The organism is Ideonella sp. FW305-24, assembly GCF_058788035.1.
This window is the reverse complement of record NZ_JBYTAI010000024.1, coordinates 18,000-38,728: the sequence shown is the minus strand read 5'-3', so window position 1 is coordinate 38,728 and position 20,729 is coordinate 18,000. Positions and strand designations below refer to the sequence as shown.

20 protein-coding genes are annotated in these 20,729 nt (G+C 68.3%); 8 read left to right on the top strand and 12 right to left on the bottom strand.

Annotated elements, in window-relative coordinates; all coding sequences use genetic code 11:
* Window positions 1-183 precede the first annotated feature (183 nt).
* Window positions 184-2,058: a PglL family O-oligosaccharyltransferase gene (locus AC3WR5_RS32960; RefSeq protein WP_492490018.1), complete on the top strand. Its 1,875-nt coding sequence runs from the start codon at window positions 184-186 to the stop codon at window positions 2,056-2,058.
* Here the strand turns inward: AC3WR5_RS32960 and moaC are convergent.
* On the bottom strand, window positions 2,048-2,557 hold the full coding sequence (gene moaC / locus AC3WR5_RS32955; protein ID WP_492490016.1) for a cyclic pyranopterin monophosphate synthase MoaC: 510 nt from the start codon (window positions 2,555-2,557) through the stop codon (window positions 2,048-2,050). The two genes, AC3WR5_RS32960 and moaC, sit on opposite strands and share 11 nt — an antisense overlap.
* A 170-nt stretch (window positions 2,558-2,727) precedes the next feature.
* Between moaC and AC3WR5_RS32950 the strand changes: the two genes are divergently transcribed.
* Window positions 2,728-4,374 carry a M48 family metalloprotease gene (locus tag AC3WR5_RS32950; protein WP_492490014.1) on the top strand — a complete coding sequence of 549 codons (1,647 nt, stop codon included), beginning with the start codon at window positions 2,728-2,730 and terminating at the stop codon, window positions 4,372-4,374.
* 43 nt (window positions 4,375-4,417) lie between these two features.
* Here AC3WR5_RS32950 and AC3WR5_RS32945 read toward each other — a convergent pair whose 3' ends face one another.
* On the bottom strand, window positions 4,418-4,771 hold the full coding sequence (locus tag AC3WR5_RS32945) for a phage holin family protein (RefSeq protein WP_141286619.1): 354 nt from the start codon (window positions 4,769-4,771) through the stop codon (window positions 4,418-4,420).
* 361 nt (window positions 4,772-5,132) lie between these two features.
* On the opposite strand from AC3WR5_RS32945, the gene AC3WR5_RS32940 reads away from it, so the two are divergent.
* Window positions 5,133-5,546 carry an SWIB/MDM2 domain-containing protein gene (locus tag AC3WR5_RS32940; RefSeq protein WP_141286633.1) on the top strand — a complete coding sequence of 138 codons (414 nt, stop codon included), beginning with the start codon at window positions 5,133-5,135 and terminating at the stop codon, window positions 5,544-5,546.
* A gap of 189 nt (window positions 5,547-5,735) precedes the next feature.
* Here the strand turns inward: AC3WR5_RS32940 and uvrA are convergent, their stop codons facing one another.
* Together uvrA and AC3WR5_RS32930 are read right to left on the bottom strand one after the other, a co-directional pair.
* Window positions 5,736-8,672, bottom strand: a complete 2,937-nt coding sequence (uvrA, locus tag AC3WR5_RS32935; protein WP_492490012.1) for an excinuclease ABC subunit UvrA — start codon at window positions 8,670-8,672, stop codon at window positions 5,736-5,738.
* A 94-nt stretch (window positions 8,673-8,766) separates the two neighbouring features.
* Window positions 8,767-8,907 carry a hypothetical protein gene (locus AC3WR5_RS32930; protein WP_492490011.1) on the bottom strand — a complete coding sequence of 47 codons (141 nt, stop codon included), beginning with the start codon at window positions 8,905-8,907 and terminating at the stop codon, window positions 8,767-8,769.
* A 79-nt stretch (window positions 8,908-8,986) separates the two neighbouring features.
* Between AC3WR5_RS32930 and AC3WR5_RS32925 the strand changes: the two genes are divergently transcribed.
* Window positions 8,987-9,313 (top strand): hypothetical protein, encoded by a 327-nt coding sequence (locus AC3WR5_RS32925; RefSeq protein WP_141286615.1) that lies wholly within the window; start codon window positions 8,987-8,989, stop codon window positions 9,311-9,313.
* 129 nt (window positions 9,314-9,442) lie between these two features.
* Window positions 9,443-10,486, top strand: a complete 1,044-nt coding sequence (locus AC3WR5_RS32920) for a patatin-like phospholipase family protein (RefSeq protein ID WP_492490009.1) — start codon at window positions 9,443-9,445, stop codon at window positions 10,484-10,486.
* Here the strand turns inward: AC3WR5_RS32920 and AC3WR5_RS32915 are convergent.
* Window positions 10,455-11,699 carry a glycerophosphodiester phosphodiesterase family protein gene (locus AC3WR5_RS32915; protein ID WP_492490008.1) on the bottom strand — a complete coding sequence of 415 codons (1,245 nt, stop codon included), beginning with the start codon at window positions 11,697-11,699 and terminating at the stop codon, window positions 10,455-10,457. The genes AC3WR5_RS32920 and AC3WR5_RS32915 overlap by 32 nt on opposite strands.
* A 159-nt stretch (window positions 11,700-11,858) precedes the next feature.
* Here AC3WR5_RS32915 and AC3WR5_RS32910 point away from each other — a divergent pair, with 159 nt between their 5' ends.
* Window positions 11,859-12,989 (top strand): diguanylate cyclase domain-containing protein, encoded by a 1,131-nt coding sequence (locus tag AC3WR5_RS32910; RefSeq protein WP_492490006.1) that lies wholly within the window; start codon window positions 11,859-11,861, stop codon window positions 12,987-12,989.
* A 32-nt stretch (window positions 12,990-13,021) separates the two neighbouring features.
* Here the strand turns inward: AC3WR5_RS32910 and recQ are convergent, their stop codons facing one another.
* The 6 genes from recQ to AC3WR5_RS32880 all read right to left on the bottom strand — a co-directional run bounded on the left by recQ (window position 13,022) and on the right by AC3WR5_RS32880 (window position 18,535).
* The gene (recQ, locus tag AC3WR5_RS32905; protein WP_492490005.1) at window positions 13,022-15,019 is read right to left on the bottom strand and encodes a DNA helicase RecQ; all 1,998 of its coding nucleotides are present in this window, start codon (window positions 15,017-15,019) and stop codon (window positions 13,022-13,024) included.
* A gap of 95 nt (window positions 15,020-15,114) precedes the next feature.
* Complete coding sequence (locus AC3WR5_RS32900; RefSeq protein ID WP_492490004.1) at window positions 15,115-15,816, bottom strand: anti-sigma factor; 702 nt, start codon at window positions 15,814-15,816, stop codon at window positions 15,115-15,117.
* Between the two features lie 4 nt (window positions 15,817-15,820).
* On the bottom strand, window positions 15,821-16,486 hold the full coding sequence (locus tag AC3WR5_RS32895; RefSeq protein WP_492490003.1) for a sigma-70 family RNA polymerase sigma factor: 666 nt from the start codon (window positions 16,484-16,486) through the stop codon (window positions 15,821-15,823).
* Between the two features lie 59 nt (window positions 16,487-16,545).
* Window positions 16,546-17,181, bottom strand: coding sequence for a cupredoxin domain-containing protein (locus AC3WR5_RS32890; protein ID WP_492490002.1), 636 nt, complete (start codon window positions 17,179-17,181; stop codon window positions 16,546-16,548).
* Entirely contained in the window at window positions 17,178-17,633 is a 456-nt protein-coding gene (locus tag AC3WR5_RS32885; RefSeq protein WP_492490001.1) for a group I truncated hemoglobin, read from the bottom strand. The genes AC3WR5_RS32890 and AC3WR5_RS32885 overlap by 4 nt, the downstream gene beginning before the upstream one ends.
* Before the next feature lie 23 nt (window positions 17,634-17,656).
* On the bottom strand, window positions 17,657-18,535 hold the full coding sequence (locus AC3WR5_RS32880; protein WP_492490000.1) for a DUF3034 family protein: 879 nt from the start codon (window positions 18,533-18,535) through the stop codon (window positions 17,657-17,659).
* A gap of 258 nt (window positions 18,536-18,793) precedes the next feature.
* On the opposite strand from AC3WR5_RS32880, the gene AC3WR5_RS32875 reads away from it, so the two are divergent.
* Window positions 18,794-19,288, top strand: coding sequence for a cupin domain-containing protein (locus AC3WR5_RS32875; protein WP_492489999.1), 495 nt, complete (start codon window positions 18,794-18,796; stop codon window positions 19,286-19,288).
* A gap of 183 nt (window positions 19,289-19,471) precedes the next feature.
* On the opposite strand, the gene AC3WR5_RS32870 is transcribed toward AC3WR5_RS32875, so the two are convergent.
* Window positions 19,472-19,888, bottom strand: a complete 417-nt coding sequence (locus tag AC3WR5_RS32870) for a hypothetical protein (RefSeq protein ID WP_492489998.1) — start codon at window positions 19,886-19,888, stop codon at window positions 19,472-19,474.
* Window positions 19,889-20,137: 249 nt separating this feature from the next.
* Here AC3WR5_RS32870 and ssb point away from each other — a divergent pair, with 249 nt between their 5' ends.
* The gene (gene ssb / locus AC3WR5_RS32865) at window positions 20,138-20,671 is read left to right on the top strand and encodes a single-stranded DNA-binding protein (RefSeq protein ID WP_492489997.1); all 534 of its coding nucleotides are present in this window, start codon (window positions 20,138-20,140) and stop codon (window positions 20,669-20,671) included.
* Window positions 20,672-20,729 lie beyond the last annotated feature (58 nt).

Below are 20,729 nucleotides of genomic sequence, written 5' to 3'. Positions count from 1 at the left end.
CTCGGGAGATCTGACCATCGGATATCACCCGAAAGTCGTTTCAGGACAACGACTTGGGAGATTTTCAGGGCCGACTATTTAGATCTACGTCCGTGGGACTAACGGCCTCGGCTGGGAACAAGCGTTCAATTCCGTCCGCCGGTACTTGTTGCGCGACCGAGGTGATAATGAATTCTTTCTAAAATGTCTGCACAGATCACTGGCCCTCGCACTCGGCAGCCCCCCCTGGCTGCGCTCGCGCTGTTCGCCCTCACCGCCCCCTCCCTCCTCTCCTACTCCCTCAGCCCCTCCTCCACGCTGCTGAACCAGTTGCTGGCCGTTTTCGGTTGGGGCGCGGTGTTGTGGCTGCTGGACAGTGGGCCACGGCGCAGCAGCCTGGGCGCGCTGGCCTTGCCGTTGGCGATGCTGGCAATCCTCGCGGCCGGGGTCGCGGTTTCCTGGTTCGGCATGCTGCCGGACTCGATGGCGCTTTCGGCGGCGTTGATGCTGGCTTGCGCTGCGGCGGTCATGCTCGCGGCCCAGGCGGACGACGGCACGGTGGACGGGCCTTTGCTGTGGCCAGTGCTGGCGGGCGTGCTGCTGGCAGGCGTGCTGAGCGCCTTGATCGCGCTGATCCAGGTGTTCCTGCCGAGCTGGACCGAGGGCTCGGGCTGGATCGCCAAGTCCGGGCTGGTGGGCCGGGCGGTGGGCAACCTGCGGCAGCCAAATCACCTGAGCACCTTGCTGCTGTGGGGCTTGATTGCGCTGGTGCCGCAGGCGGATGCCGGGCGGGTGCTGGGGTGGCGGCTGCCGGGTGCGGTGGCGGCGGCGCTGGGCAACCTGATGGTGCTGGCCGTGGTGCTGACGGCTTCGCGCACCGGGCTGGTGGGCGTGGTGCTGCTGGCCCTGTGGGGCGTGCTGGATCGGCGGCTGCGCAAGCCAGTGCGCTGGGCCCTGGTGGCGGCGCTGCTGGCCTATTTCCTCTGGTGGTTGTTCATGGCCGGCTGGGCGCACGAAACGGCCCACACCTTCGGCGGCGAGGCGAGGCTGGGCGAAAGCGACCTGTCGGCCTCGCGCTTTGGCATCTGGGGCAACACGCTGAAGCTGATCGCGGCGAACCCGTGGACCGGCGTGGGTTTTGGCCAGTTCAATTTCACGTGGACGCTGACGCCATTTCCGGGCCGGCCGGTGGCCTTCTTCGACCACACGCACAACCTGCTGCTGCAGTTTGCAGTGGAGCTGGGCATTCCGGCGGCGCTGCTGCTGACCGGCTTGCTGGTCTGGACGCTGGTGCAGTGCTTTCAGCGCTGCTGGTCCGCGCCTGGCGCTGCGGGCACAGGCGCGCGCGCAGCGCTGGTGATGGTGTTGCTGGCGGGGCTGCACAGCATGCTGGAGTACCCGCTCTGGTACGCCTACTTCCTGCTGCCCACGGCCTGGGCGCTGGGCCATGCGCTGCGCCAGCCAACGGTGCCGTTGCAAGCGGCAGGCGACAGCGAATACTTCGCCTCGCCGCCTGTCACCACGCCGGACAGCGTGCAGGCCTCGACCCATGCACCTTCGTCGCTGTGGGCAGAATCGCGGGCCTTTGCTGCGCCTGCTGCACCGCTGTCCTTCGCCCGGCGCTGGCTGCTGCCGATGATGGGCGTTCTGATGCTGGCGGGCGCGCTGTTCGGGTACTGGGACTATCGCCGCGTCTCGGCGATCTACGCGCCGGGCAGCAGCACGCTGTCGCTGCCGGAGCGCATCTCGATTGGCCAGTCGTCCTGGCTGTTCTCGCACCATGCGGACTACGCGGCCGCGACCACCGCGGAGCCGCCATCGTCAGCGATGGGCGCATTTGCCGCGACCACCCATTCGCTGCTGGACACGCGCCTGATGCTGGCCTGGGCCAAGGCGCTGAACGAGTCCGGCCATGTCGACAAGGCGCGTTACCTGGCCGAACGGCTGCGCGAGTTCCATAACCCGGCCTCGGACGATTTCTTCGCCGTGTGCAATGCGCCGCCGGCGGAAGGCGCGGCGCTGCCGTTCCAGTGCACCGCGCCCGGCAAGGCCTTGACCTGGCGCGACTTCAAGCCTTGAGCGAAGCAGCCGGGTCGGCTGTCCAGTGGCCGCTCTTGCCGCCCTGCTTTTCCAGCAGCTGGATGCCTTCCATGACCATGCCACGGTCGGCTGCCTTGCACATGTCGTAGATCGTCAGCAGGCCGACCTGCACGGCGGTCAGCGCTTCCATCTCGACCCCGGTGCGGCCGACGGTTTCGGCCACCACGGTGCAATGCACGGCGCTGCCTGGCTCGTCCAGCTCGAAGCTGACGGCCACGCGGGTCAGCGGCAGCGGGTGGCACAAAGGCACCAGCTCGGACGTGCGCTTGGCGCCCTGGATCGCCGCGATGCGGGCGATGCCCAGCACGTCACCCTTCTTGGCCTGGCCGCTGGCGATCAGCGCCAGCGTGGCTGGCAGCATGCGGATGCGGCCGGTGGCGCGGGCCACGCGGTGGGTTTCGGGCTTGGCGGCCACGTCGACCATGTGGGCCTGGCCCTGGGCGTCGAAGTGCGTCAGCGGGGAGTCGGTGTCTGGCATCGGGGGCTTTGTGCGGCAATGCCTTGTCAGGCTCGGGGGCAGGCCGCAACAGGCAGGTGACAAGTCGGTGCGATGATAGCGGGCGAACTTTTTCAGGGCGGCGCAGGTCTGCCTCAGACTCCGGCCCGCTGCGAAGGATGGTGTTGTTGCCTTTCCGTCAGATCTCCCGCGTGACTTCCCTTGAGCCCACGCCCGCGCTTGCGCACTCCCTGCGCCAGCCCTCGCTGTCCCCGGCATTCCGGCTGCGCCCGCTGGCCCGAACGCTGGCTCTGGCTGCGCTGTGCTCGCTGCTGTGGACCAGTGGCGGCCCGCAAGGCCAGCCTTTGCAGGCGATGGCGCAGGTCAACCTGCCGGCGCTCGGCGATTCCGTCTCCAGCGACTTCGACATCATGGACGAGCGCCGGCTGGGCGAGCGCATCATGCGCGAGATCCGCCACGACCCGGAGTACCTGGACGACCCGCTGCTGAGCGACTACCTGAACTCGATCTGGCAGCCACTGCTGAACGCCGCCCGCAACCGCGGCAACATCAGCGCCGAGCAGGACACGAACTTCCCGTTCGAAACCTTCCAGGTGCTGGACCGCTCGATCAATGCCTTTGCACTGCCCGGGGGCTATGTTGGCGTGCACCTGGGTCTGATCGCGATGACCGCCAACAGCGACGAGCTCGCCTCGGTGCTGGGCCATGAACTGACGCACATCACGCAGCGCCACATCGGCCGCAGCATGGTCAACGCACAGCACCAGAGCATCGCGACCGTTGCCGGCCTGGTGCTGGGCATGATTGCCGCCACACGGGCGCGCAGCGTGGACGCAGCGAACGCCGTGATCATCGGCAGCCAGGCGGCCGCGGCGCAGGGCCAGCTGAACTTCTCGCGCGAGATGGAGCGCGAGGCCGACCGCATCGGCCTGCAGCTGATGAGCTCTGCCGGCTTCGCGTCCGCCGGCATGGCCGGCATGTTCGAGAAGCTGGAGTCCAGCTCACGGCTGAATGACAGCAACCAGTACCCCTACCTGCGCAGCCACCCGCTGACCATCGAGCGCATCAGCGAAGCCCGCCTGCGCATGAACAGCAACCCGTCCACCCGCCCGCCCAGCCTGGCCGTGCACGCGCTGATGCAGGCGCGCGCGCGGGTGCTGATGGACGGCGCAGAGCCCGCGCTTCGCAAGCTGCAGACCGTTGCCAGCCCCGGCTCACCCGCGGTCGACGAAGCCAGGCTGGGTGCGATCTACGCCGGCGCGATGGCCTCGATGCGGCTGCGCGACTTCCCGCAGGCGCTGCGCCTGGCGGACAGCGGACTGGAACTGGCCAAGCGGCAATACGCACGTGAACCGGTTGCCGCGCGTGACTTCGCGTTGCTGCGCCTGGAGATCGAAGGCAATTCGGGCAAGCCGGCCGAATCGCTGACCGCCGCGCTGGACAGCCTGGGCAACGACAACTCCCGGCCCAACCTGCTGGCACGCGCCCAGGCTGCACAAGCCTGGCAACGCGCAGGCGACGCGGCAGCGCCTGCAGCCCTGCGCAACAGCATGGAGGCGCTGCAGACCTGGGTCACCGAACACAAGCAGGACGCGCTGGCCTGGCTGGCGCTGTCGCAATGTGCCAATGCCCAGGGACAGCGCCTGCGTGCGCTGCGCGCGGACGCGGAAGCCGCCGCGGCGGTGGGCGACGTGCTGGGTGCCGTGGACCGCTTCCGCGTGGCCCAGCGCATCGCCAAGGAAGACCCGGGCTCCGATTACGTCGAGAGTTCCATCATCCAGTCGCGTCTGCGGGACCTGGAGGCCGAGCGTCGGCGGATGTTGCTCGAACGGGATTAGATGGGGCACCCGGTCTCGCGAGTACGCGAGACCACCCTCCCCTTCAATCGCGGTTGAAGAGCGCCTCGATCGCGACGTCGATCACCATGCCGCACAGGCTGTAGAGCAGAGAGCCGATCAGCGCGGCGCTGAAGCCCGCGACATTGAAGCCCTGCAGCAGCGAAGCGGCCCAATAGAACATCAGCGCGTTGATGACGAACAGGAACAGGCCCAGCGTCAACAGCGTGACCGGCAGGGTCAGCAGCACCAGCAGCGGCCGCACCAGCGTGTTGAACAGGCCCAGCACCAGCGCGGCGACCATTGCGCTGCCAAAACTCGCCACGCTGACGCCGCCGTAGAGATTGGCAACCAGCAGCAAGGCGGCGGCCAACAGCAGCCAGCGAACCAAGAGCTTCATGACATGTGCCTCAAGTGCTGTCGAGAGGTGGCCATTGTGCGGTCAAGCCGCAGCCGGCCGACTTGTCTAGACAGGATCAAACGCCACCGAATGGCGTCCCGGACAGCGAAAACCGTGTTTCCCCCGAGAAAATACCCATGACCGTATGTGTTTTGCGGGGCAAATGCCGCTCGGGCGTTGCAGGGCGGCAAAAAAGGCGATTTACCTGGGGAGAAAGCTGGGTTTACGAGGGAAAACGGCTTCTCAGCCCCCCGTGCAGGCATTACCATTCCAGCCGCTGTGGCACTGCAGAGGATCGAAAGCTCATGCGGCTTTCGCCCAGGCCCGGCACATCAACTTTTTTTTGATGGAGAGAATCCAAATGGCAACTGCGAAGAAGGCCGCTCCGGCCACCAAGGCCGCCCCGGCAAAGAAGGCCGCCGCTCCCGCGAAGGCTGCCCCTGCGAAGAAGGCAGCGCCCGTCAAGGCCGCCGCTCCGGCAAAGGCAGCACCGGCCAAGAAGGCCGCTGCTGCTCCTGCCAAGAAGCGCACCCCGAATGCAGCCTTCATGAAGGCCATGACGCCCAGCGCTACGCTGGCCGCCGTGATCGGCGACAAGCCGATGCCGCGCACCGAGGTGACCAAGAAGGTCTGGGAGTACATCAAGAAGAACGGCCTGCAAGACCCGGCGGCAAAGACGATGATCAATGCCGATGCCAAGCTGAAGGAGATCTTCAAGAAGCCGCAGGTCTCGATGTTCGAGATGACCAAGCTGATCAACGGTCACCTGAGCTGAAGCTGGCCCGGGCCTCACGGCCTGACGCCATCTGAAAGCCGGCCTCGTGCCGGCTTTTTCGTTTCCGAAACCTGTCTTGGTCGGTGAACAGCAGCGACCTGGTCATGGTCTGGGCATGGGCCACGGCGGGGCCGCCCAGCGAACGCGCGGCGCCGCCGTTGCAGGCATCGTCACCTGCCGTGAAGAATCTCAGGCGGCTTCTGCCAGCAGTGGCTTCAGGAAGCGGCCGGTGTGGCTGCCAACGCACGCCGCAATGGTTTCCGGCGGGCCTTCGGACAGCACCTGCCCGCCACCCGAGCCGCCTTCGGGCCCCATGTCGATCAGCCAGTCCGCCGTCTTGATGACGTCCAGGTTGTGCTCGATGACGACGATGGTGTTGCCGGCGTCGCGCAGCTGGTGCAGCACCTTGAGCAGCAGCTGGATGTCGTGGAAGTGCAGGCCGGTGGTCGGCTCGTCGAGGATGTAGAGCGTGCGGCCGGTGTCGCGCTTGCTCAGCTCCAGCGCAAGCTTCACGCGCTGCGCCTCGCCGCCGGACAGCGTGGTCGCGCTCTGGCCCAGCGTGATGTAGCCCAGGCCCACGTCCAGCAGGGTCTGCAGCTTGCGCGCCAGCGTGGGCACGGCGCTGAAGAAGGCGTGGGCATCCTCCACCGTCATGTCCAGCACCGCGGCAATGTTCTTGCCCTTGTAGAGCACTTCCAGCGTCTCGCGGTTGTAGCGCCGGCCGTGGCAGACGTCGCAAGGCACGTACACGTCCGGCAGGAAGTGCATCTCGACCTTGATCACGCCATCGCCCTGGCAGGCTTCGCAGCGGCCGCCGGAAACGTTGAAGCTGAAACGGCCCGCACCGTAACCGCGTTCGCGCGCAGCCGGCACTTCGGCGAACAGCTCGCGGATCGCCGTGAACAGCCCCGTGTAGGTGGCCGGGTTCGAGCGCGGCGTGCGGCCGATGGGGCTCTGGTCGACGTTGATGACCTTGTCGAAGGCCTCCAGGCCTTCGATCGCGTCATGTGCCTCCGGCTCGGCGTGGCTGTTGTACAGCTTGCGGGCGACGGCGGTGTAGAGCGTGTCGTTGACCAGCGTGCTCTTGCCCGAACCCGAGACGCCGGTGACGCAGGTGAACAGGCCCACCGGCAGCTCGACCGTGACGCCCTTCAGGTTGTTGCCACGCGCATTGACGATGCGCAGCACCTGCGCCGGATCGGGCGCGCGGCGCTGCTTGGGCACCGCGATGCGCAGCACCCGGCCCAGGTACTGGCCGGTCAATGAATCCGGGTGCGCGGCCACTTCGGCCGGCGTGCCGGCAGCAATCACGTAGCCGCCATGCTTGCCGGCGCCCGGCCCCATGTCCACGCAGTAGTCGGCCGCGCGGATCATGTCCTCGTCATGCTCGACGACCAGCACGCTGTTGCCCAGGTCGCGCAAATGCTGCAGCGTGCCGATCAGGCGTTCGTTGTCGCGCTGGTGCAGGCCGATGCTGGGCTCGTCCAGCACGTACATCACGCCGGTGAGACCGGAGCCGATCTGGCTGGCCAGGCGGATGCGCTGCGACTCGCCGCCGGACAGCGTGTCGGCGCTGCGGTCCAGGCTGAGGTAGTTCAGGCCCACGTCATTGAGGAACTTCAGCCGCGAGCGGATCTCGCGCACCACCTTGTCGGCGATCTCGCCCTTGGCCCCCGTGAGCGACAGGCCGCTGAACCAGGCCAATGCCTCGGCCAGCGTGAGGTGCTCGGCCTGGTAGATGGGCAGGCCCTTGTTGCCGGACTGGCCGGGAATGAAGACGTTGCGGGCCTCGCGCCGCAGGCGGGCACCGCCGCAATGCGCGCACGGCTTGGCGCTCTGGTAGCGCGCCAGGTCCTCGCGCACCGCGACCGAATCGGTCTCCTGGTAGCGCCGCTCGAAGTTCGGGATCACGCCCTCGAACGGGTGCGAGCGCTTGACGCTGCGCATCTTGCCGCCCTTGCCTTCGGCCTCGTAGACGAACTCGATCTCGTCTTCGCCGGAGCCATACAGCACCGTCTTGCGGAAGCCCTCGGGCAGCGACTCGAAGGGCTCGTCCAGTTCCACCTTGTAGTGCTTGGCCAGGCTTTCCAGCATCGAGAAGGTGTAGGCATTGCGCCGGTCCCAGCCCTTGATCGCACCCGAGCCCAGCGAGAGCGACGGGAAAGCGACCACGCGCTCCGGGTCGAACACCGTCTGCACGCCCAGGCCGTCGCAATGCGGGCAGGCACCCATGGGCGCGTTGAACGAGAACAGGCGCGGCTCCAGCTCGGGCAGCGAATAGCTGCAGATCGGGCAGGCGAACTTGGCCGAGAAGAGGTGCTCTTTGGCCGTGTCCATTTCAAAGGCAATCGCACGGCCTTCGGCGCTGCGCAGCGCCGCCTCGAAGCTCTCGGCCAGGCGCTGCTTCATGCCGTCCTGCGTCTTGAGCCGGTCGATCACCACGTCGATGTCGTGCTTCTCGGCCTTCTTCAGCGCCGGCAGGTCGCTGGCTTCGACGATCTGCCCGTCGACCCGGAAGCGCACATAGCCCTGCGCCTGCATGTCGGCAAACAGCTCGACGAACTCGCCCTTGCGGTCGCGCACCACCGGCGCGAGGATCATCAGCTTGGTGCCTTCGGGCAGCGCCAGCACGGCGTCCACCATCTGGCCCACGCTTTGCGCCTGCAGCGGCAGGTCATGGTCCGGGCAATACGGCGTGCCGGCGCGGGCGTAGAGCAGGCGCAGGTAGTCGTGGATCTCGGTCACTGTGCCGACGGTGGAGCGTGGGTTGTGGCTGGTGGCCTTCTGCTCGATCGAGATCGCCGGCGATAGGCCCTCGATCACGTCCACGTCCGGCTTGTCCATCAGCTGCAGGAACTGCCGCGCATAGGCGCTCAGGCTCTCGACATAGCGGCGCTGGCCTTCGGCATACAGCGTGTCGAAAGCCAGGCTGGACTTGCCCGAGCCCGACAGGCCGGTGATGACCACCAACGCGTGCTTGGGCAGGTCCAGGTCGATGTTCTTCAGGTTGTGCGTGCGCGCGCCACGCACCGAAATCTTGGTGGCAAAGGCCACGGCAGGACTGACCGACTTGGCGGGCGGAAATGGCGGAACGGACGAGGACGAATCGGGAGTCGACAAGGGCATGCGCAGCAACTGGCGCCCGGCGGAAATCGCAAGGCAACCGGGCATGATACAGAGCGCGTGCGACGCGTGCAGCCCTGCGCCGCCCGCGGGGCTTTCAGGCGTGCAGTGGACGCGGGTCGAAAAGCCGCGCGTCCATCAGCCGCAATTCACCGGGCACGGCCACCGGCGCGCCGCACACGGCCAGCACCTCGCGCTGCAGGGCCATGCCGGGCGCGATCTCGGTCAGCGTGCCCATGAAGACCAGGTGCTTGGCGCCCTGCGGCAGGATTCGGGACCGCGGGCGTTGCGCCGATGAAAACTCCGGGTTTGCGCCAATGACCTGGTACTTGTTTGTCGCAAGATACCGTTTCGTGAAAAAAGTTGCAGGGGAGTACGCCTTGGCTGTCATCCAGCTGTCGGCGGCTCACGTTGAGCCAGCCAGACAGCGAGGGCCGCAGAGCCCACCAGAAGCTGTGCCCGAGGACCACCACATCATGCAAAAGTCAGCTCAACCCCAAAAAACGTCCAACCGCAGCGACCGCCAACGCATGGAGCCGCTGCAGGAAGACAAAGGCCAGAAGTTCGAACCCTTCTGGTCCGCCGCCTTTGGCAGCGACCGCCGCAGCCAGGCCCGAATGCTGAAATTCGACCAGAAGCGTTGATGGCGACCGGCTCGGCCCAGCGCTGAGCCCCTTCCCCTCGCGGGCCGCCTTGTGCGGCCCGTTTGCACTTCTGGCGCCGGCGCATGCCCCTTCACGGCGCCCGTCACGCATGTGACGTAAGGTGCACCCATGCAGATCGCCAAACCGTTGCCGATCAACCTGGCCCTGCAGGGCGGCGGCGCCCATGGCGCGCTGAGCTGGGGCGTGCTGGACAGGCTGCTGGAAGATGGCCGCGTGGCACCGGCCGCGCTCAGCGGCACCAGCGCCGGCGCGATGAACACCGTGGCACTGGCGCAAGGCTGGCTGGATGGCGGCCCGGATGGCGCCCGCGCGGCATTGGCTCGCTTCTGGCAGGCCGTGGCCGCCAGCGTGCCGGCCGAGGCCAGCCTGATCGCGGCAGACGGCCTGGCGGCACGCCTGTCGCCCATGGTCAAGCTGCTGATGCACTGGTCCCACTACCTGCCACCCGAGCTCAGCAACCCGCTGGACTTGAACCCGCTGCGCGACATCGTGCTGGCCCAGTTCGACTTCGAGCGCCTGCGCGCCAGCGCCGGCCCTGCCCTGTTCATTGCCACCACGCGCGCGCAGAGCGGCCAGCTGCGGCTATTCGACCGCGCGAACCTGAGCGCAGACGCCTTGCTGGCTTCGGCCTGCCTGCCGACGATGTTCCGCGCGGTGGAGATCGACGGCGAGCCGCACTGGGATGGCGGCTACAGCGCCAACCCGCCCGTGCTGCCGCTGCTGCAGGCCGGCCGCGCGCGCGACACCTTGCTGCTGCTGCTCAACCCGCTGCAGCACGAAGGCCCGCTGCGCAGCGCCGCGCAGATCCAGCACCGCGCGCTGGACATGAGCTTCCACGGCGCCTTCCTGCGCGAGATGAACCTGCTGGCCGCCTGGCAACAGCAGGCCCGCCAGCACTGGCTGCCGCTGGACCGCGGAACGCGCCAGTTGGCAAGCGCCCGCTTCCACCTGATCGACGGCGGCGCCTTGCTGGCCGGCCTGCCGCAGGACAGCCGCCTGGTCGTGCACCCGGCCTATTTCCAGGCGCTGCACGAGCAGGGCCGAGCGCTGGCCGGCGACTGGCTGGAACGCCACGGCAGCCAGCTGGGCCGCCGCGGCACAGTCGAACTGTCAGGGCTCTTTAGCGACCCGTGCAGTTCGCGTAGTAGGTGACGGTGGCAGGCCAGTCCGAAAACATGCCGATGATGCCGACGTCGTTGGCCAGCACGTCCAGCGCGGTGTAGTAGTCGCCCGGGCCCTTGACGGCCGGGGTGACGCTCTGGAAGTAGTAGCCGCCACCATCGGTCAGCGGGCCGGAGCGTTCCAGCGACCAGCTGATGATGTTCATGCCGGCGTTGCGCGCGGCGTAGGCGTAGTCGGAGCCGACCATCTTGCCCTTCTTGTCCAGCGCCAGCAGGGCCCAGATCGGCGGGGCGACGATCTTCACGCCCTTGGCCGCCATCTCGGGCAGCAAAGCCTTGGCGGCCGGCACCTGGTCAGGCGTGTCCACCGGGATCAGCGCAACCGACTGCTTGCCGAACTCCGGCTCGTGCTGGAGCCAGTAGTAGTTGTCGTTGATGTTGAAGGACTGGGCCCAGACCCGCTTGGCCGGCACGCCCGCGTTCTTGAACGCATCGATCATCGCCTGCGCGTACTTCTCCTGGGTGTAGTCACCCTGGTAAGGCATGGGCACGCTGGCGGCCTTCAGCTCGGGCGTCATGTCCACCTTCAGCTGCTTGAACAGCTCGATGGCCTCGGCGAGCGTCATCAGCGTGCCGGTGGCGGCATAGGCATCGGTGCGCCAGTCAGGCGTGCCCTTCATGTACTCGGCCACGCTGGTGGCGTTCGGGTTCGCACCTTCCATCTTGCCCATCAGGCGCTTGAACTCGCTGACGCTCAGGTCGCTGGTGCAGCAGGTCGCCGTGGCCTGCTTGCCGGTGGCCGGGTCGGCAGGGCTGAACGGCACGCTGCACTTGGCGGCCAGGTCCGGGATGGACAGGATGTTGGTGGTCTGCGCCAGGTCGCACTGCGAATGGCGGCAGACCAGCTCGCGGTCCTTGGTGAAGGTCACGTCGCACTCGATCACGCCCGCGCCCTGGCGCGCCGCGGCCATGTAGCCTTCCTTGGTGTGCTCGGGAAACTGCATTGCCGCGCCGCGGTGGCTGATGGAGAACTGGCTCTTGGTCGCCGGAATGTTCTCGCAGGCCTTCAGGCGCTGCTTCAGGTCCTTGTCGGGCACCTGGTCGACCAGGTACATCGGCCGCACACCGAGCTGGTAAGTGGTGACAGGCTGTACCTTGCCGGCATGGGCCGAAGGCAGCTGGGCGAGGCTCAGCGCCAGGCCGCCGGCCAGCATCAACGCGGCTTGTCTGAGGACATGTGTCATGGCTGTCTCCAATTTGATCAGGGTGGGTGAGCCCGCAGTGTGAAAACCGCACATGTCCTGGGCATGACCGAACGGGGGCAGGCCGCGGCCATCGGGTCACAATCTGTAAGACAAGCCAACACACAAACAAGGGATCATGGGGCCATGAGGAGGCTGTGGATGTTGCACAGACTGTGGCGGCGCCTGTGGCGCAGGCAGGATGCTTCGGGCACGCAAGACCCGTCGCACGTGTTGGCGCGCGCCGCGTTCGAGGACGTGCTGACCGGATTGCCGACGCGCCACGTGGCGTTCGAGCGCATTCTGGAAGCCCGCAGGGCCGGCGTTCGAGGCTTTGCGGCCATGGCCGACCTGGATCATTTCAAGCAGCTCAACGACAGCTTCGGCCACACCGCGGGCGACGAAGTGCTGCGTGTCACCGCCGAGCGCCTGCAACAGGCTTTGCCAGACGGCGGCTGGGTGGCCCGCATGGGCGGCGAGGAATTCTGCATCTTCCTGCCCGGGCTGACGCAGGCCGAGGCCGTGGCCTGGCTCAACGCCGCCAACGCCAGGCTGAGCGCGCCAATGGACCTGATCTCGGCCAAGGTTTCGGCCTCGTTCGGCGTGACCAGCTTCGTGGGCCAGTCCCCGGACAACCTGATGAGTGCCTGCGACCTGGCGATGTACGCCGCCAAGGCCCGTGGCCGCAACCAGGTCGTGGTGTTTGACGACGACACGCGCGCGGTCGCCACCTCACGCCGTGAGCTGGCTGCGACGGTGGCCGAACTGCAGCAGCGCAACCAGGCGCTGTTGGACGAGGCCCGCACCGACGCCTTGACCGGCCTGCGCAACCGCCGCGCACTGGACGAAGCACTGGCCACCGCGGAGGCCGATCAGATCGCCGTGGCCTTTCTCGACATCGATCACTTCGGCGAATTCAACCACCTGCACACCGACACCGCTGGTGACGCCGCGTTGCGCGCGGTCGCGGCAGCGGTGCAAGCGACGATCCGTCAGGAGGACCAGGCCTTCCGCAAAGGTGGCGAAGAGCTGGTGGTGCTGCTGTATGCCGCGGACCCGGGCGCCGCGCTGGCGGTGGCCCAGCGCTTGCGCCAGGCGGTGCAGGCGCTGGCCATTCCCCATGCTGGCTCGCCGACCGCGGCGGTGCTGACGATCACCGTCGGCGTGGCGCATGCCAGCGCCAAACGAAGCGTGCAGCAAACCCTGGAAGCGGCCGCAGCGCTGGCGATGGCGGCGAAGCGCAATGCGCAGCGCAACCAGGTGCACGCAGAACCCCTGCCCGGCGCCGGCTGAACCCTTGATCGCTGCCGGCCAGGTTCAGGCCTTCAGCGCCCATCGAAGTCCTCGAAACCGCCCGGATCGTCCGGGTCGCCCATCGCGCCGGCATCGTCGAAATCCCCGGCGCCGCTGCCGCCGGAGCCGCCCAGGTCGCCCAGCACGCGCAGGATCTGCTTGCCGTAGGCTTCGAGCTTCTTCGCGCCCACGCCGCTGATGCCGGCCAGTGCGTCCAGCGTGGCCGGCGCTTCGGCGGCCATCTGGGCCAGCGTCGCGTCGTTGAAGACGATGTAGGCCGGCAGGTTGTGCTCCTTGGCCACCCCCGCACGCCAGGCCTTCAGGGCCGTGAAGCGGGCCTGGGCCGGATGGTCCAGCGTGGCCGCGGCGCGCGGCACCTTGCTGCTGCCGGTGCTGCCGGTCTTGCTGCGCGAGCGGATGCGCGGCGTGGGTTCACGCGGTTCGCGCAGCTCGATCTTCACCTGGCCCTTGAGGACGGCACGCGCGCTGTCGGTCAGCGCCAGCGTGCTGTATTCGCCTTCGCTGGCCACGTGGCCCAGCGCGATCAGCTGGCGCATCACGCCGCGCCATTGCGCTTCGGACAGGTCCGCGCCAATGCCGAAGGTCGACAGGTTTTCGTGGCCGCGCGCGCGGGTTTTTTCGGTGGACTTGCCGCGCAGCACGTCGATCAAATGCACCGTGCCGAAGCCGAAACCCGAATGCTGGTGGCAGCGGTAGATGCAGGACAGCGCCTTGCGCGCCGCCTCGGTCGCGTCCCAGCGCGCGGGCGGCTGCAAACAGTTGTCGCAGTTGCCGCAACGCCAACCAGCGGGCCGGTCTTCACCGAAATAGGCCAGCAGGCGCACGCGCCGGCAGTCCAGGCTTTCGCACATGGCCAGCAGGGCTTCGAGCTTGCCGACCTGCAGGCGCTTGAACTCGTCGCCCGCGGTGCTCTCGTCGATCATGCGGCGCTGGTTGACCACGTCGGCCAGGCCGTAGCTCATCCAGGCATCGGCGGCCTCGCCGTCGCGCCCGCCGCGGCCGGTTTCCTGGTAGTAGCCCTCGATGTTCTTGGGCAGGTCCAGGTGGGCGACAAAGCGCACGTCGGGCTTGTCGATGCCCATGCCGAAGGCCACGGTGGCCACCATCACCAGGCCTTCTTCGCGCAGGAAGCGGTCCTGGTGGCGGCGGCGCACGTCCTGGTCGAGCCCGGCGTGATACGGCAGCGCCGAGATGCCTTCGGCACTCAGCCACTCGGCCGTTTCCTCGACCTTCTTGCGGCTCTGGCAGTAGACGATGCCGGCGTCGCCCACGTGTTCGTCGAGCAGGAAGCGCAGCAGCTGGGCCTTGGCGTTGTCCTTCTCGACGATGGTGTAGCGGATGTTGGGCCGGTCGAAGCTGCTGATGAAGGTGCGCGCGCCTTCCAGCATCAGCCGGTCGATGATGTCGGCGCGGGTGTGCTCGTCGGCGGTGGCCGTCAGCGCGATGCGCGGCACGCCGCCAAAGCGCGTGGCCAGCAGGTCCAGCTGCAAATAGTCTTCGCGGAAGTCGTGGCCCCACTGGCTCACGCAGTGCGCTTCGTCGATGGCGAACAGGCTGAGCTGGCCGCGCTGGTGCAGCGAGTCCAGCATCGCCAGGAAACGCGGGTTGGTGATGCGCTCGGGCGCGGCGTAAAGCATCACCAGCCGGCCCGCCATCAGCTCGCGCTCGACATGCTGCGCACCGGCGCTGTCCAGCGAGGAATTCAGGAAGGCGGCATGCACCCCCGCTTCTTCCAGCGCGCCGACCTGGTCGTGCATCAGCGCGATCAGCGGGCTGACGACCACCGTCACGCCCTGGCCGGCGCGATGCCGCGCAATCGCCGGGATCTGGTAGCACAGGCTCTTGCCGCCGCCGGTGGGCATCAGCACCAGCGCATCGCCGCCGCCAATCACCTGGTCGACGATGGCGCCCTGGTGGCCGCGGAACGCGGTGTAGCCAAAGACCTGGTGCAGGATGTCGGCCGGCGCGGCGCTGGCATCAAGGGCGGAATCAATCGAGGAGGCGGGCATCGGCCGCTATCCTAACTTGTGGCCCCGTCAATGGCGCACCCGGACCGGCGCTTGGGGCGGCCCGGCGCCGGCCTGCGGTCTCGGCCCCGAAGGTTTCAGCTGCTCAGTGCGCCCAACGAAATCACCGGTCCGGTCGGCGCGCCGGTCGGCGACCCGCCAGCCGGCTCCAGGCTGATTGCAAACGCCGCCGTGTCCTGCAGCAGCTTCGTGCGCTGCACCTGGCTGCCGCCGCTGGCCGAAATCAGCCCCAGCGAACGTGGTGCACCCTTGGCGGGCACCGCCCAGAGCTCCAGCGCGCGGCCGGTGGCCACGCTCAGCGGTTCCAGCGGGCGCAGCACCAGCGCGCGGCCATCGGCACTGATGCTGGCGACGAACTTGGCGCGCGACAGCAGCGCGGCATCGGCCTGGGCCGCAGGGTTGGGCGACAGCAGCACCAGCACCGGCGGCTGCGGCGGCACCGGCCGGGCCAGCATCACGGCCAGCACCAGCGCGGCAAATGCCGCAGCCCCGCTGCCCAGCTGCCACACCATCAACCGCTGCCACCAGGCCTGCGGTGCGCCGGTCTGGGCACGAAACAGCCGCGCCTCGATGCCGGCCCAGACGCTGGCCGACGGCGCCACCGGTGGCACGCTGGCCGTCAGCGGCAACAGCCGGGCTTCCCAGCCAGCCACCGCGCGGCGCAGCGTCGGATGCGCCGGTAGCAGCGCCTCGAAGCGGCTGCGCGCGGCGCCGCGCAAGGTTCCCAGCACATATTCCGAGGCCAGGCGCTCGGCCCGTTCGGGGCGCGAGTAATCCATGTCATCAACTCCTTGTGGACATGTCGCCCATGCCGGTCATCCCGCTGCCGAACCTGCCACCCAGCTCGCCGATCGCCAGGCATTTCTGCAGCGCCAGCAGGCCGCGCCGCAACCAGCTCTTCACCGTGCCCAGCGGCTGCCCCAGGTGCTGGGCCACTTCGGCATGCGTGAGCCCGTCGTAGAAGGCCAGCGCCAGGCTTTGCCGCTGGTCGTTCTGCAAGCTGCCCATGCAGCCGCGCACCGCCCGCGCCTGCAGCGCCTGCTCCATCAGGTCCACCGGGCCGGGGCCGTCTCCTGCGACCTGCTCCAGCGGGTCGCTGTCGTCGCCTTCGGCCAACGCGCTGGCAGGTGGCGACACGGTGCGCACCGGATCGGCCTTCTGCCGGCGCAGGCTGTCGATGGCCGCGTGGCGCGCCAGGCTGTGCAGCCAGGTCATGGGCTGCGCACGCTCGGCATCGAACCCGCGCGCCGCGCCCCAGACCTTCACGAACACCTCCTGCAGCACCTCCTCGGCCCGGCCGCGGTCGGGCTGGATGCGCAGGACCACGCCCAGCAGGTGCGCTGCCGTCGCGTCGTACAAGGCCCGGAACGCCGCCCGGTCGCCCAGGGCGATGCGGGCCATCAAGGCCGCCAGCTCGGCGGCAGAGGAAGAAGCAGTGGCAACAGGCATCGGGCGACGATACAGGCGGTGTGTTCAGTTGACCATCGGCAATGCGCGCCAGCCTCGGCTCAGCGACGCTGGCGCGGCGTGAAGTTCAGCGTCGCCACCACATTCGTCGGCGTGGTGGCCTGCTGCGCATGCAGCACCGGCTGCTCCACCAGTTGCTGCGAATGCCAGACGGCCACGTCCACCGCGCCTTCGGGCACATCGTCCAGCGTGACCACGCCGTCCTTGCCCGTCACGCCGTACCAGGGCGATTCGGCCACGTAGATGCTGGCCTGCATGCGCGAGTGCAGGTAGCAGCCGAGCTGGATCGGACCGGCACCGCCTTGCAGCACGACTTCCGGCGAAGCGGCGGGCGGCTTGTTTGCATCGGCACCCGCAATGCGGAACTCGAAGCTCTGCCCCTCTGTTCCGCGCACATGGTGGTCGAACGAATCGCGGTTGGTCAGCTTGATCTTCGTGCCGGGCGTGACGATGACCATCGTCGGCACGAAGCGCACGCCTTGCTGGGCGATCTCGACCGTGGGCACCGGCGAAGCCCGTCCCGGCTTGCTGCGCGAGCTGACGACGACCGCGACGTCCGGCACCGGCTGGCCGGTGGTGTCGACAACGCGCACCGTCATCGAGGAGGCCTGGGCGGCCGAGAGCGCTGCACCCAACAGCAGGCCGGCGAAGGAGAGGCGGGGGAAGCGGGCGTTCATGGCGTCTCGATGATGTCGCGGTGCATCGGCGCGAGCCGGGCCAGCAGCTGGTTCTGGACGGAAAACGGAATGTGGCGGGCCGCCATGGCCGCCTGCAGGTCCTCGACCAGCGCGTGGAAATCGGCCTTGCTGATGCCCATCTCCTGGTGCACCGTTTTCATGTCGATGCCGGCGTAACGGCACGGGCCGCCCAGCAGCTGGCAGAACTGGTCGGCCAGCTGCTTGGCCAGCGCAGCGCGGTTGGTCTTCTCGAAGAAGCCGGCAATGCGCGAGTCCGACGAGACACGGTCGACCAGGTCGGTGCTCAGCGCCAGCAGGCCAGCCTGCTCGCCAAAGGACTGATAGAGCTCCGACGTGGCGGACTGGGCACCCGCTTGCGCGGCGGCAAAGCTGCCTGCGAGGGCAAGGGCCAGGACGCGCACGGTGCGAAGAGAGGACGCATGGAAAGGCATGTGGATCTCCGGAAGGAAGGGCGTCAGAACGCCAGCTGGGCCGAGAGGTAGGCGCCCGTCTGCCGGCGCGGCTGCACCGCGGGTGCGATGCGCCCCAGGTCCACCCAGGCCAGCGTCAACGAGGCATGCTTGTTGGGCGCCCAGGCCACGAACAAGTCTTTCCAGTCGTCTTCCTTCAAGGCACCGTCACCCAGCGCCGAATGGTTCAGCGCGTCCGGCTTGGCCTTGTATTCAGCGCCCACCGCCCATTGCGGGCTCAGCAGCCAGGCGACCGCGACCTCGGGCTGCAGGTGCCAGTCCTTGTCCTGCGCCCCGCCGAAGCCGAGCAGGCCGTCCTGGTTGGCCTTGGTCATGCGCAGCGTGCCATTGATCAACAGGCCTTGCGCCAGCAGCAGCTTGGTGGCGCTGAGGTAGAGCTCGGTGCCATGCGTCTTGGCGCCCAGCGCGCCGGTCAGCGTGGGCGCCAGCGCACCGCTGTCCACGTGGTGGTAGACCGCCCCCACGGCGACCTGGGGCGTCCAGGTGTCGCTGTCCAGCACCGCGTCGCCCGCGACACGGACCTTCACGCCGAAGATGTCCTGCCGCAGGTGCAGGCCGTCCAGGCCCAGCGGGGCCAGGTTGTCTTCGGTGTCGAAGTCCTGCCGCGCAACGGTGAGTTCCACCCGGTCGTTCCAGGTGAGGCCGGCGCCAAACACCTTGAGCCGGTAGTCCTGCGTCTTCACACCGGTCACGAAGGCCGAGCCGCCCCATTCGCCGTCGGTGCCGTAGCCGGTGGTCAGCGCCCACGGCACCAGGCCGCCGCCGCCCACGCCGTCAATCGTGCTGACGCCGCCGGTCAGCAGCAGCTTGCCGCCCTCGGCATGGGCCGTCAGCGGCAGGGCCAGCATTGCCAGTGCGGACATTGCAGCCAGCCACGGCTGGGGCGCCCGCCTGGGGCGGCCTCGGTTGCATCCTCTGGTCATGGCAACTCTCCTATTGGGGTTGGGTTGGGAATGGCCTCACTTCGGAGCCTTCTCCATCCTTGCTTGTACGCAGCCCAACCGGATCTGGATGCAGCGCTTGGCCACCCGCGGCTAAATTCCCCGCCAAGCCGGCACAAGCGCACGCAGCTTATGCTCGGCGCCACAGCCCGCCTCCGCCAGCAAACCCGAAGGAAAGCCATGGACGCCAAGGAATTGCGCCAGCGACTGATCCGCAACATCGACGAGCAGCTGACCGGCCCCGAGGCCGAGCGGCAGATGCGCCCGCCGCGCTACGAAAGCCTGTTCGCCAGCCTGTCTGGCGGCACGGTGGCCAAGCAGCTGGGCGCCGGCGTGGACATGGTGCCGCCCGGCAAGCAGAGCTGCCCCTATCACCTGCACCACTCGCAGGAGGAGATGTTCGTGATCCTCGAAGGCCGCGGCACGCTGCGCGTGGCCGGCGAGTTGCTGCCGGTGCGCGCCGGCGACGTGATCTTCATCCCGGCCGGCCCCGAGTACCCGCACCAGCTGATCAACACCTCGGACGCGATGCTGAAGTACATGTCCATCAGCACCCAGCAGAAACCGGAGATCTGCGAGTACCCGGATTCCGGGAAAGTGCAGGCCTGGGCAGCCGGCGTCAAAGTGGTGCAGCGCCCCGCGGACGCACTCGACTACTGGGACGGCGAACCCTAGGAATGGGGCACCCGGCCTCGCGGGTACGCGAAGCCACCCGCCGGGCGGGTTGGCGGGGCCGCTTGGGGCGGCCCGGCGCTGGCCCCGCTGCGGTCTGGGGCACCCGGTCTCGCGGGTACGCGAAACCACCCGCCGGGCGGGTTGGCGGGGCCGCTTGGGGCGGCCCGGCGCTGGCCCCGCTGCTCACTGCGCCTTGGGCCCCTGCGGCCGCACCGCCGTGGCCGGATTCAGCACGCAGCGGTAGGTGGCCGCGTCGCAGCGCGCGCCCGGATCGGTGACCATGATGCAGATCGACACCTCGCCACTTCGTTGCTGCGCAGCCTTGCGTTCAGCCGAATAGCTGTCGGCGGCGCGCTGCACCTGGGCCTCGTTGGCGGTCAAGGTGGACCAGGGGGCATAGGCCTCGGGACCGCCGCAGGGGCGGTGGCCAATCGCCACCGTGTGGCACTGGGCATCCTGCGAGCAGCGCGGCTCGCCGATCGCGGCGTCCACCATCGCGCGGGCGCTGTCGGGTGCGGCCGCCGCGGGCGCGCGGCAGGCGCTGCCCAGCACGGCGCTCACCAGCAAAGCCAGCCAGGCTGACGATTTGAAGCATTTCATGCCCGGGATCATCCCCAGCCCAGGGCCGAATACCGTATCGGGTTGTTACCGATCGGCCCGGGCTGCTCGCCCCCCTAGACTGCAGCCCGCTGCCGGCACCCTCTCGGACCGCGTTGGGAACAGGGACACGAGCGGGCCGGCAGCATCCTCGGCCCCTCGCTGGCGAGCCGGCGGGTTCAGCCTTGCGGCACAATCCATGCTTGGATTCCAGCGGCTCCCCGCCCGCTTTTCTCTTGCTCTGGAGCGCCCATGGCCTCGATCAACAAAGTCATCATCATCGGCAATCTGGGCCGCGATCCCGAGGTGCGCTACACCCCCAACGGGGCGGCAGTGTGCAACCTGCGCATTGCCACCACGCGCAACTGGAAGCACCGCGAAAGCGGCGAGCGCCAGGAAGAAACCGAATGGCACTCGGTCGTGCTGTACGACCGCCAGGCCGAGGTTGCCGGCGAGTACCTGAAAAAAGGCCGCCCGGTCTACATCGAAGGCCGCCTGAAGACCCGCAAGTGGCAGGACAAGGAAGGCCAGGACCGCTACACCACCGAAATCGTCGCAGAAACCATGCAGCTGCTGGGTGGCCGCGAAAGCATGGGCGGCGGCGGTGCCGGCGATGAAGAAGGCGGCGGCTACAGTGCTGCCGGTGGCGGCGGTGGTGGCTACAACCGCGAACCCTCGGCCGCCCCGGCCCCGCGCAGCGCTCCAGCGCCGCGCGCCCCGGCCCCAAGGCCAGCACCGAAGTCGTCGACCGGCTTCGACGACATGGACGACGACATCCCGTTCTGAGCGCCGCCAGGCCTGCCGCCTGGCGTAGGGCCTGTCTCTGGTATTTCGCCCCCACCCC

What these genes read in the sequence shown, in the direction of transcription:
- recQ (WP_492490005.1), bottom strand. Translation starts at nt 15,019, where the DNA reads ATGCCCGCCTCCTCGATTGATTCCGCCCTTGATGCCAGCGCCGCGCCG.
- uvrA (WP_492490012.1), bottom strand. Translation starts at nt 8,672, where the DNA reads ATGCCCTTGTCGACTCCCGATTCGTCCTCGTCCGTTCCGCCATTTCCG.
- AC3WR5_RS32875 (WP_492489999.1), top strand. Translation starts at nt 18,794, where the DNA reads ATGGACGCCAAGGAATTGCGCCAGCGACTGATCCGCAACATCGACGAG.
- AC3WR5_RS32925 (WP_141286615.1), top strand. Translation starts at nt 8,987, where the DNA reads ATGACCTGGTACTTGTTTGTCGCAAGATACCGTTTCGTGAAAAAAGTT.
- AC3WR5_RS32885 (WP_492490001.1), bottom strand. Translation starts at nt 17,633, where the DNA reads ATGCCTTTCCATGCGTCCTCTCTTCGCACCGTGCGCGTCCTGGCCCTT.
- moaC (WP_492490016.1), bottom strand. Translation starts at nt 2,557, where the DNA reads ATGCCAGACACCGACTCCCCGCTGACGCACTTCGACGCCCAGGGCCAG.
- AC3WR5_RS32870 (WP_492489998.1), bottom strand. Translation starts at nt 19,888, where the DNA reads ATGAAATGCTTCAAATCGTCAGCCTGGCTGGCTTTGCTGGTGAGCGCC.
- AC3WR5_RS32880 (WP_492490000.1), bottom strand. Translation starts at nt 18,535, where the DNA reads ATGTCCGCACTGGCAATGCTGGCCCTGCCGCTGACGGCCCATGCCGAG.
- AC3WR5_RS32960 (WP_492490018.1), top strand. Translation starts at nt 184, where the DNA reads ATGTCTGCACAGATCACTGGCCCTCGCACTCGGCAGCCCCCCCTGGCT.
- AC3WR5_RS32940 (WP_141286633.1), top strand. Translation starts at nt 5,133, where the DNA reads ATGGCAACTGCGAAGAAGGCCGCTCCGGCCACCAAGGCCGCCCCGGCA.
- AC3WR5_RS32890 (WP_492490002.1), bottom strand. Translation starts at nt 17,181, where the DNA reads ATGAACGCCCGCTTCCCCCGCCTCTCCTTCGCCGGCCTGCTGTTGGGT.
- AC3WR5_RS32900 (WP_492490004.1), bottom strand. Translation starts at nt 15,816, where the DNA reads ATGGATTACTCGCGCCCCGAACGGGCCGAGCGCCTGGCCTCGGAATAT.
- AC3WR5_RS32915 (WP_492490008.1), bottom strand. Translation starts at nt 11,699, where the DNA reads ATGACACATGTCCTCAGACAAGCCGCGTTGATGCTGGCCGGCGGCCTG.
- AC3WR5_RS32930 (WP_492490011.1), bottom strand. Translation starts at nt 8,907, where the DNA reads ATGGGCACGCTGACCGAGATCGCGCCCGGCATGGCCCTGCAGCGCGAG.
- AC3WR5_RS32895 (WP_492490003.1), bottom strand. Translation starts at nt 16,486, where the DNA reads ATGCCTGTTGCCACTGCTTCTTCCTCTGCCGCCGAGCTGGCGGCCTTG.
- ssb (WP_492489997.1), top strand. Translation starts at nt 20,138, where the DNA reads ATGGCCTCGATCAACAAAGTCATCATCATCGGCAATCTGGGCCGCGAT.
- AC3WR5_RS32945 (WP_141286619.1), bottom strand. Translation starts at nt 4,771, where the DNA reads ATGAAGCTCTTGGTTCGCTGGCTGCTGTTGGCCGCCGCCTTGCTGCTG.
- AC3WR5_RS32910 (WP_492490006.1), top strand. Translation starts at nt 11,859, where the DNA reads ATGTTGCACAGACTGTGGCGGCGCCTGTGGCGCAGGCAGGATGCTTCG.
- AC3WR5_RS32920 (WP_492490009.1), top strand. Translation starts at nt 9,443, where the DNA reads ATGCAGATCGCCAAACCGTTGCCGATCAACCTGGCCCTGCAGGGCGGC.